This is a genomic window from Azonexus sp. (assembly GCF_036170495.1).
Classification (GTDB): domain Bacteria; phylum Pseudomonadota; class Gammaproteobacteria; order Burkholderiales; family Rhodocyclaceae; genus Azonexus.
The window spans coordinates 1-9,194 of sequence record NZ_JAVHPH010000423.1 but is presented as its reverse complement, the minus strand read 5'-3'; the positions used below and the strand labels follow the sequence as shown (position 1 = coordinate 9,194).

The 9,194-nt window shown below is 64.7% G+C and carries 6 protein-coding genes; 1 reads left to right on the top strand and 5 read right to left on the bottom strand.

Features of this window, described 5'->3' with window-relative positions:
* The 3 genes from ADADOO_RS15420 to ADADOO_RS15410 form a co-directional block, all read right to left on the bottom strand.
* Nucleotides 1–3,254 (bottom strand): Pls/PosA family non-ribosomal peptide synthetase (locus ADADOO_RS15420; protein ID WP_511278389.1); only part of this gene is annotated, 3,254 nt, incomplete at its 3' end.
* A 151-nt stretch (nucleotides 3,255–3,405) separates the two neighbouring features.
* Nucleotides 3,406–4,179, bottom strand: coding sequence for an enoyl-CoA hydratase (locus ADADOO_RS15415; RefSeq protein ID WP_511278388.1), 774 nt, complete (start codon nucleotides 4,177–4,179; stop codon nucleotides 3,406–3,408).
* Nucleotides 4,180–4,197: 18 nt separating this feature from the next.
* The gene (locus tag ADADOO_RS15410; RefSeq protein ID WP_511278387.1) at nucleotides 4,198–4,959 is read right to left on the bottom strand and encodes a YdcF family protein; all 762 of its coding nucleotides are present in this window, start codon (nucleotides 4,957–4,959) and stop codon (nucleotides 4,198–4,200) included.
* A gap of 154 nt (nucleotides 4,960–5,113) precedes the next feature.
* Between ADADOO_RS15410 and ADADOO_RS15405 the strand changes: the two genes are divergently transcribed.
* Nucleotides 5,114–7,072, top strand: coding sequence for an acetoacetate--CoA ligase (locus ADADOO_RS15405; RefSeq protein ID WP_511278385.1), 1,959 nt, complete (start codon nucleotides 5,114–5,116; stop codon nucleotides 7,070–7,072).
* Here the strand turns inward: ADADOO_RS15405 and ADADOO_RS15400 are convergent.
* Together ADADOO_RS15400 and ADADOO_RS15395 are read right to left on the bottom strand one after the other, a co-directional pair.
* Nucleotides 7,069–8,181, bottom strand: coding sequence for an acyltransferase family protein (locus ADADOO_RS15400; RefSeq protein ID WP_511278384.1), 1,113 nt, complete (start codon nucleotides 8,179–8,181; stop codon nucleotides 7,069–7,071). The two genes, ADADOO_RS15405 and ADADOO_RS15400, sit on opposite strands and share 4 nt — an antisense overlap.
* A gap of 66 nt (nucleotides 8,182–8,247) precedes the next feature.
* A partial coding sequence (locus ADADOO_RS15395; RefSeq protein WP_511278383.1) for a U32 family peptidase C-terminal domain-containing protein occupies nucleotides 8,248–9,194 on the bottom strand: 947 nt, incomplete at its 5' end.

Genomic DNA, 9,194 nt, shown 5'->3' with positions numbered 1-9,194 from the left:
GGCGGCGAGCCGAGCCAGGTGTCGCCCGGCTGCATGCGGTCATTGGCCGGGGCGCGCGACTGGACGCCGATCAGCACGTTTTCCGGCAGGATGGTGCCGTCGGGGATGTAGGCGCCGTTGCCGACAAAGCTGCGGCGCGAGATCACGGTGGGTTTGAGCGTCATCCAGCCGCCATCGATTTCCTCGTCGCCAAGCATCACGGCATCGGCGATGAAGGTTTCATCGCCGAGCGTGAGCAGGTCGGGGATCAGGCCCTGGGCGGTCGAAATTTCGGCATCGCGGCCGACCTCGGCGCCGAGCAGGCGATACCAGAAGGGCGCGTACACCGTGGCGTAGATGCCGTGCAGGATGTTCAGGCTGGATTCCTGGATCTGGTTGACCAGCCAGCGACTGCCATAGACGCGGCTGTGAATCGGCCAGCGGCCGGCCTGCAGCCGGGGCATCAGCGTCCAGCGCAGGAGGGCGGAGCAGAGTATGGTGCCGACGATGAGCACCGCCGTGCCAGGGAAAGCGAGGGCGAAATACTTGAGTAACTGGAGAATGATCGGGATGTCGCGCTGAGCCGGGGTCGGGTCGCTGTCCAGCCAGTCAACCAGCATGAAACTCGGGAAGACCGGCATGAAGAACAGCGCTGCCGTCAGCAGCATGCCCAGGATGTAGAACAGCCCTTCACGGGCCAGCCGGGTTTCCGAGACTGCCGGCCGGGGTGGGAGGCTCGCCGGATTGAATTCGCCTACGTCGTGGGCCGGCGAGCCGAGCCAAATTCGCCGGGGCGGTATTTCCTGCCCATCGCTCAGGGCTGATTGGGCTTCCAGATGACCATAGGCGCCGATCGTCGTATTGCCTTCGACGACGGCGTATGAGCCGATGCAGACGTTGTCGGCGAGCCTGATCGGGCCGAGGTGCAGCTGGCCGCGCTCAACCCGGCCATTTTCCAGATTGGCGGCATTGCCGATGCTGACCCCGTCGCCGACGGTCAGCAGGTCGTGGGCGCGCAGGGTAATGTTGCCGATGATTGCCTCGTCACCGATCCGGGCGCCAAGGGCGCGCAGCCACCAGATGTTGAGCGGTGAGTTGCCGAGCATGTAGACCGGCGCGCCTTCGATCAGCCGGTCGGCGCACCACCAGCGAAAATAGGTCAGGCCCCAGAGCGGATAGCTACCGGCCTTGAGGCGACCGGCGATCAACCATTTGCCGAGGATCGCGAAGACGAAGCCAAGGACGGTGGCGAGGAGAAAAACGCCGACCGAGATGGCGACGGCGACGGCGATCGAGTCGCCCGGGTCGCCGGTGAAATAGTGGTAGGTGAAGAAGGGCGCCAGCCACTGCCCCATGCGCAGGCCGACCAGCGGCGGCAGAACGCTGGCCTGGGCGATGCCGCACAGCCAGCGCCGCCAGGCCGGCGGCGGCGTCCATTCGGTGGCGCCGGGGTCGCTGGCGACTTCGACGGTGGCGGTCAGGGCGTCGGCGATCAGGCCGACGCGGCGGTGGACGTAGATGTCGCGCACCGAAAATCCGGCAAAGCGTTTTTCCTGGCGCAGCGTCGAGGCGAGGCGGGCGGCGAACAGCGAGTGGCCACCGAGATCGGCAAAGAAGTCGGCCTCGCGCTTGATGGCCTGGCCGGGGAACAGGCGGGCGAGGGCGGCGAAGAGGACTTCCTCGGCCGGCGTTTCCGGGGTGTCCGAATCGCCGGGAGCGCCGGCGGGCAGTTCGATCCGGCGGGCGCGCAGGGCTTTGCGGTCGATCTTGCCCGAGGTCAGGCGCGGCATTTCGGCCAGCATTTCGACGTGCGACGGCACCATGTAGGGCGGCAGGCTGGTCGCCAGCGTGGCGCGCAGGGCGGCGCCCGTCGTTGCCTCGGTGTCGTCGACGACGAGGTAGGCGACGAGGCGTTCGATACCGTCATCCTGACGCAGGATGACGGCGGCGGTGCCGACGCCGGGCTGGCGGGTGAGGGCCGCTTCGATTTCGCCGAGTTCGACGCGGAAGCCGCGAATCTTGACCTGGTCGTCGGTGCGGCCAAGGCAATGGATCTGCCCGTGTTCGTCGATGCGGGCGAGGTCGCCGGTGCGGTAGAGGCGGCTTTCGTGGGCGTTGGCAGCCCATGGGTTGGCGAGGAATTTTTCGGCCGTCAGATCAGGGCGGCCGAGGTAGCCGGTAGCGACGCCCGGGCCGGTGATGCACAGTTCGCCCGTTTCGCCTTGGGGCAGCAAGCGCAGGCCGTTGTCGACGGCGGCATCGATGACGAGCAGGCCGTAGTTGGGCAGCGGGCGGCCGATGGTCACCGGCTGGCCGGGGTGCAGTTCGGCCAGGCTGGCCGAGACGGTGGCTTCGGTCGGGCCGTAGGTGTTGAAGACTTGCCGGCCGGGCCTGGCCCAGCGGTCGACGATGGCTTGCGGGCAGGCTTCGCCGCCGAGGTTGATCAGGCGCAGGCCGGGGACGTCGCAGGTGAATAGCGCGAGCAGGGTCGGCACGGCGTGCAGCACCGTGACCCGGTTGTCGATCAGGGCGATGGGCAGGGCTTCGGGATCGGTGGCGACCTCCTTGGGGGCGAGCCAGAGCGTGGCGCCGACCAGGTAGCTGATCCAGATTTCCTCGAAGGACATGTCGAAAGCGACCGAGAAGCCCTGATAAACGCGGTCGTGCTCAGTTATGCCGAGCACGGCATTTTCGCTGCGCAGGAAATGGCAGATGGCGCCCTGGTTGATCAGGATGCCCTTCGGCTTGCCGGTCGAGCCGGAGGTGTAGATGACGTAGGCCGGGTCGCCCGGGCGCGCATCGTGGCGGTGATTGAGCGGGCCGGGGTGGGCCGCTTGCAGCTCGTCGGCCAGCCAGCAGCGGCGGCCGAGATCGGCAATGTCGGCAACGGTGACGAGGCCGGCGGCGTCGGCGTCGTCGAGGCAGACCTTGATGCGGTCGACCGGCGTATCGGCGTCAAAAGGCAGCCAGGCGGCGCCGCTCTTGGCGATGCCGAGTTGCATGATGAGTAGGTCGATGCCGCGCGGCAGCCAGAGGCCGACGATCTGCCCGGGGCGCACGCCAGCGGCGATCAGGCGCGAGGCGACGCGGTCGGCAGCGGCGTTCAGTTCGCCGTAGCTCAGCTCGCGCTCGGCGAAAATCAGGGCGATATTGTCCGGGGCGCGCGCCGCCGTGGCCTCGAAAATATCGGCCAGGGTTTCGTTGCGGATCAGGTCGGGGGTTTCGCGGCCGCACAGGCGGCTGTCGAGATGGGGTGTGGTGCTAATTTCTGGCATCCCGAATTGTGTCAAATCTGGGGCGAGTCGGGGGATTTGCCGGATATTCCGGGTAAAAAAATCATGGCCGCGTCAATGCTACGGTCGACCGGAATAATCGGCCAAATTTGACAACACCCGGGCCGCTATCCGGATGCTGTGCAGACTTTATTCAGCGATTTTTGAACGTCGGCTTGCGCTTCTCCGTGAAGGCGGCCATGCCTTCCTTCTGGTCTTCGAGGGCGAAGGATGAATGGAATATGCGGCGTTCGAAGAGCAGGCCTTCGTTGAGCGACGACTCGAAGGCGCGATTGACTGATTCCTTGATCATCATGACCACGGGCAGCGAGTAGCTGGCGATGGTGGTCGCCGCCTTGAGCGTTTCCGCAAGCAGCTGATCGGCCGGAATGACGCGGGCGACCAGACCGGACTTTTCCGCCTCGGCGGCGTCCATCAGGCGCCCGGTCAGGCACATGTCCATGGCCTTGGCCTTGCCGATGGCGCGCGGCAGACGTTGCGTGCCGCCGGCCCCGGGCAGGGTGCCGAGCTTGATTTCGGGCTGGCCGAATTTGGCCGTATCGGCGGCGAAGATCATGTCGCACATCATCGCCATCTCGCAGCCGCCGCCCAGCGCGAAGCCGGCCACCGCCGCGATGACCGGCTTGCGCGTCGTCTTGATGCGTTCCCAGTTGCGGGTGATGAAATCCGTTTTGTAGGCGTGCATGTAATCGAAATCCTGCATGAAGCCGATGTCGGCCCCGGCGGCGAAGGCTTTTTCATTGCCGGTGATGACGATGCAGCCGATGTTGTCGTCGGCCTCGAAGGCATCAATGGCGGCGCCGATGCCGTCGACGACATCGTTGTTCAGCGCATTCATCGCTTCCGGCCGGTTGATGCGAATCAGGCCGACTTTGCCGATGGTTTCGGTGAGGACTGCTTGGGTCATTTTTGTCTCCAGAGCTGTTCAGTGAGTCAGGGCAATCCAGGCCATGCCGAGCCATTCGTGCAGGGCGTAATAGGAAATTTGCAGGGCTTTCGGCTGCGGCAGGAAATCGCCGAGCCGCCAGTCGTCGTCCGGGTGGTTGAAGAAGGCCGTCGGGGCCGGGATGACTCCCAGCCCGGCCTGCTCGAAGCGCAGCCGGGCGCGCGGCATGTGGAAGGCGTGGGTGACGAGGACGACGCGCTTGATGTCGGCGGCCTTGAGGATGGCTGCCGAGAGCACCGCATTGCCGGCGGTATCCATCGCTTTGTCCTCCAGCCAGCGCGCCTTGATGCCATATTCCTCGTCGAGAATGCGGGTCATGATTTTGGCTTCCGAGCTTTCGTCGTCCGGCAACTGGCCGCCGGTAACCAGTACGGGCAGCGCGTAGCGGCGGGCCAGCGTGGCGCCGTAACGGGTGCGCGTCAGCGTGCGTTCGTTGGCCGTGTCGCCGCCGTATTCGGTGGCATCGGTGGCCAGGCCGCTGCCGAGGATGACGATGGCGCCGGCCTCCGGCTTCGGTGCCTTGGGCACGATGGCCGCCGACTGGTTTTCCAGCGTGGCGATCAGCAGATCGGCCACGACCGGCAGGCACTGGCCAATGCTCAGCAGCGTGGCCGCCACGGCCAGCCCGAAAGCCCAGCGCCGACGCCGGAAGATGCCGGCGATGCCAAGCAGCACCAGGCCGTTGCCGGGTGGCAGAAGCAGCGTGCTGATGAGGATTTTGAAGGTCCAGGCGAGGGTCATGCGGGGTGGTCGGTGGTGGGTTCCGGGCGTCGAGTTTGTCCGTGTCATGGCGTCGCGTCAATCAGGGCGCCAAAGTGTCCGGTCGATGACAGTTGCCGGCCGGCAAATCCTGCTATCTTTGCCGATCAAGATAGAACAAGACCGAGGAGACAAGATGACCTACGCCACCGATTCCAATCCGTTGTGGACGCCCAACCCCGCCACCGTCGGCCAAACGCGCATGGCGCAGTTGATCAAGGCCAAGGGCAAGGCGAACTATGCCGAGTTGTGGCAATGGTCGGTCGATCAGCCAGCGGCATTCTGGTCGGAAATTTGGGATTTCTGCGGCGCGGTCGGTGAAAAAGGGTCGAAAATCGTTGTCGACCGTAGCAAAATGCCCGGCGCCCGGTGGTTTCCCGAAGCCAAACTCAACTACGCCGAAAACCTGCTGCAACAGCGTGACGACAGCGCGGCGCTGGTTTTCTGGGGCGAGGACAAGGTCAAACGCCGGATGAGCCGGGCCGAACTGGTCGGCGAAGTCGCCCGCTTCCAGCAATTCCTGATCGACGCCGGGGTTGGCGAAGGCGACCGCGTTGCCGGCTACCTGCCCAACCTGCCGGAAACGCTCATCGCCATGCTCGCCACGACGGCGCTCGGCGCCATTTGGTCGTCGGCCTCGCCGGATTTCGGCGTGCAGGGCGTGCTCGACCGTTTCGGCCAGATCGAGCCGAAAGTGCTGATCTGCGTCGATGGCTACTGGTACAACGGCAAGTCGGTCGATTGCCTGGCCAAGAACGCCGAAGTCGTGAGCAAAATGCCGTCGCTGCGCAAGGTCGTCGTCGTGCCGTACCTCAACGCGGTGCCGGATGTCAGCAAGATTGCCCACGCGGTGGTCTGGAACGACATTCCCACGGTCAACCCGAAAAAAGCGCCAATTTTCAAACGGGTCGGCTTCGCTCACCCGCTCTTCATCATGTTTTCGAGCGGCACGACCGGCGTCCCGAAGTGCATCGTCCATGGCCACGGCGGCGTGCTGCTCCAGCATCTCAAGGAGCATCAGTTGCACAGCGACGTGCGCCCGGGCGACCGGCTGTTCTACTTCACGACCTGCGGCTGGATGATGTGGAACTGGCTGGTTTCCGGCCTGGCCTGTGGCGCCACGCTGCTGCTCTACGACGGCTCGCCGTTCGCCGGCGGCGGCACGGTGCTCTTCGACTACGCCGCGGCCGAGAAAATGACCCACTTCGGTACCTCGGCCAAGTTCATCGACGCCGCTGCCAAGCTCGGCCTGACGCCGGGCAAGACGCATGACCTGGCCGCCCTGCGTGCCATGTTCTCGACCGGCAGCCCGCTATCGCCGGAAGGCTTCGACTGGGTCTATCGCGAAATAAAGCAGGACATCCTGCTCGCCTCGATTTCCGGCGGCACCGACATCGTTTCCTGCTTCGTCCTCGGCAATCCCGTGCTGCCCGTCTGGCGCGGCGAAATCCAGTGTCGTGGCCTGGGCATGGCGGTCGATGTTGTCGACGACGTCGGCCAGCCGGTACGTGGGCAAAAAGGCGAGCTGGTGTGCACCGGCTCCTTCCCGGTCATGCCGGTCGGCTTCTGGAATGACGCCGATGGCGCGAAATACCGTGCCGCCTACTTCGAACGCTTCCCCAATATCTGGTGCCATGGTGACTTTTCGGAGCTCACGGCGCATGACGGCATGATCATCTACGGCCGTTCCGACGCCACATTGAACCCAGGCGGCGTGCGTATCGGCACGGCCGAAATCTACCGTCAGGTCGAACAGCTACCGGAAATTCTCGAAGCGCTGGTCATCGGCCAGGACTGGCCGCCGGGCCGCCACGACGACGTCCGCGTCGTGCTTTTCGTCAAATTACAGGAAGGCCACCAGCTCGACGCGGCGCTGATCGAGCGCATCAAGAAGCAGATCCGCGACAACACGACGCCGCGCCACGTGCCGGCGCAGGTCGTCCAGGTCCAGGACATCCCGCGCACCAAGTCAGGCAAGATCGTTGAACTGGCCGTGCGCAACGTCGTGCATGAACAGCCGGTCAAGAACGTCGAGGCCCTGGCCAATCCCGAGGCGCTGGAATTCTTCCGCGGGCGGCCGGAGCTAAGCGCTTAGGCGCCGCCGAGCATGGCGCGCCGGGTCAGTCGTCCGGCGCGCTGGGCCAGTTGCAGCAAGCCGGTGGCCAGTCCGCTGAGCGCCGCCATGATGCGCTGGCTGGCGGCCGGGCTTTCGACCCAGCGGTAGAACAACGTTGCCGCAATGAGGCTGGCGGTCCATGCCAGAAGCAGTGTGCTCATGGCCGAGGCGTGCGAATCCAGGCCAAATTTGGCGTAGAGCCCGTTGGCCAGGAGCAGGACCGGGAAATGCACCAGGAAAAGCGAATACGAAATCTGGCCGAGGAAGGCCAGCGGCCGGGCACTCGGCCATTTTTCGAGCAGTCCCGTGCGGCGGCCAAAGCCGAGCAGCAACGCAACGGCCAGGGCCAGTCCGATGCGCAGGCGGAAATCGACGACCAGGGCAGCAATGGTGATGGTGGCGATGACGCCGAGCCAGGCCGACATGTGCCGGCGATCGGAGGCCCACCAGGCGGCGGCGCCGAGGCCGTATGAGCCGAAAAAATAGATCGCCCAGTTGTCCCAGCTGGCGTCGCGGTTGAACCAGAATAGCGAGGCGAGGGCGGTAAGCAGAACGAGCGCCGGGGCGACGATCTTGCGGTGGCCGGCCCAGAGCAGAATGGCCATCAGCGCGAAAAGCTGAAAGTCGATGGCGATGTACCAGACGCCGGCTGACAGCGCTTCGAAGCCGAGCAGGTTGTGCAGCAGGAAAGCGTGGGCGAGCCATTGTTTGAAGGTGGCGCGGGCAGGGACCACCTCGTCGTCCAACCACTGATTGGCGATGGCGGCGGCCATGATGGCCAGGCCGATGGCGGCGAGGTAAGGCATGGCCAGCCGCAGGTAGCGCTTCCAGATCAGGGGCAGCGGCGATATGGCCAGCGCCTGTCCTTCGGCCGACAGGCCGCGGGCGGCGAGGAAACCGGCGATGACGAGAAACACCTGGACGGCCATGCGTCCGTATTCATAGAACCAGCTGAACAGGCCGGGCAGGGTCTCGCGCGCGGTAGCCGCGAGCGGGCCATAAGATGAAAAGTGGTTAAGCAGGACGAGCACGGCCGCGATCGCCTTGAGGGCGTCGATCAGCGGCATGCGGTTGGAAATCTTGCTCATGGTCTGGAGTGTACACTGATTGCTGCGGTGCACAATCGGAATTCCTGGTTGTTTTGTAAGGTTTAGTTAAACAAAACGCGCGACGAAGGAATTGGTGTACGTGGCGGGCAAATCAATCCACACCCGGTGGCCGCTACCGGGTGCGACCGTGACCGGCTCGCCCTTTTGGTTTTCCATGCGGCCCAGCGTCAGCACATGGTTGCCGGACGGATGCACGCATTCCAGCCGGTCGCCAACGGAAAAGCGGTTCTTGACCTCGATTTCCATGAGGCCGCGGGCCGTATCGAAAGCGACGGCATCGCCGACGTAGAGGCTGCGATCCGACTCGGAGCTGCCGCGCAGGTAGTTCTGGTATTCGGCGTCGTGGTGGCGTTGCAGGAAGCCGTCGGTGTAACCGCGATTGGCCAAGCCTTCGAGCTCGCGCAGCAGGGCCGGGTCGAGCGGCTGGCCGGCGACGGCGTCGTCGATGGCCTGGCGGTAGGCCTGCGAGGTGCGCGCGACGTAATACGGGCTCTTGGTCCGGCCTTCGATCTTGAGCGAATCGACGCCGATGTCGACCAAACGGTGCACGTGCTCGATGGCGCGCAGATCCTTGGAGTTCAGGATGTAGGTGCCGTGCTCGTCTTCCTCGATGGGCATGAGTTCGCCCGGGCGCTGCTTTTCCTCGAGCAGGATTTCCTGTTCGTTTTTGAGCATTTTTGCCGGTTGACCGTCAGAAGTGCTGACCTTGTAGTCCCAGCGGCAGGAATTGGTGCACGTGCCCTGGTTCGGGTCTCGGTGATTGAAGTAGCCGGAGAGCAGGCAGCGGCCGGAGTAGGCGATGCACAGCGCGCCGTGCACGAAGACTTCAAGCTCGATGTCAGGGCAGCGCTGGCGGATTTCGGCGACTTCGTCGAGCGACAGCTCGCGCGACAGAATGATGCGGTCGACGCCCATTTTTTGCCAAAAACGCACCGAGGCCCAATTCACCGTGTTGGCCTGCACCGAGAGGTGGATGACCTGTTCCGGCCAGG

Excerpts from the sequence above, each read along its gene's own strand:
- ADADOO_RS15415 (WP_511278388.1), bottom strand. The coding sequence starts at position 4,179 with ATGACCCAAGCAGTCCTCACCGAAACCATCGGCAAAGTCGGCCTGATT.
- ADADOO_RS15410 (WP_511278387.1), bottom strand. The coding sequence starts at position 4,959 with ATGACCCTCGCCTGGACCTTCAAAATCCTCATCAGCACGCTGCTTCTG.
- ADADOO_RS15405 (WP_511278385.1), top strand. The coding sequence starts at position 5,114 with ATGACCTACGCCACCGATTCCAATCCGTTGTGGACGCCCAACCCCGCC.
- ADADOO_RS15400 (WP_511278384.1), bottom strand. The coding sequence starts at position 8,181 with ATGAGCAAGATTTCCAACCGCATGCCGCTGATCGACGCCCTCAAGGCG.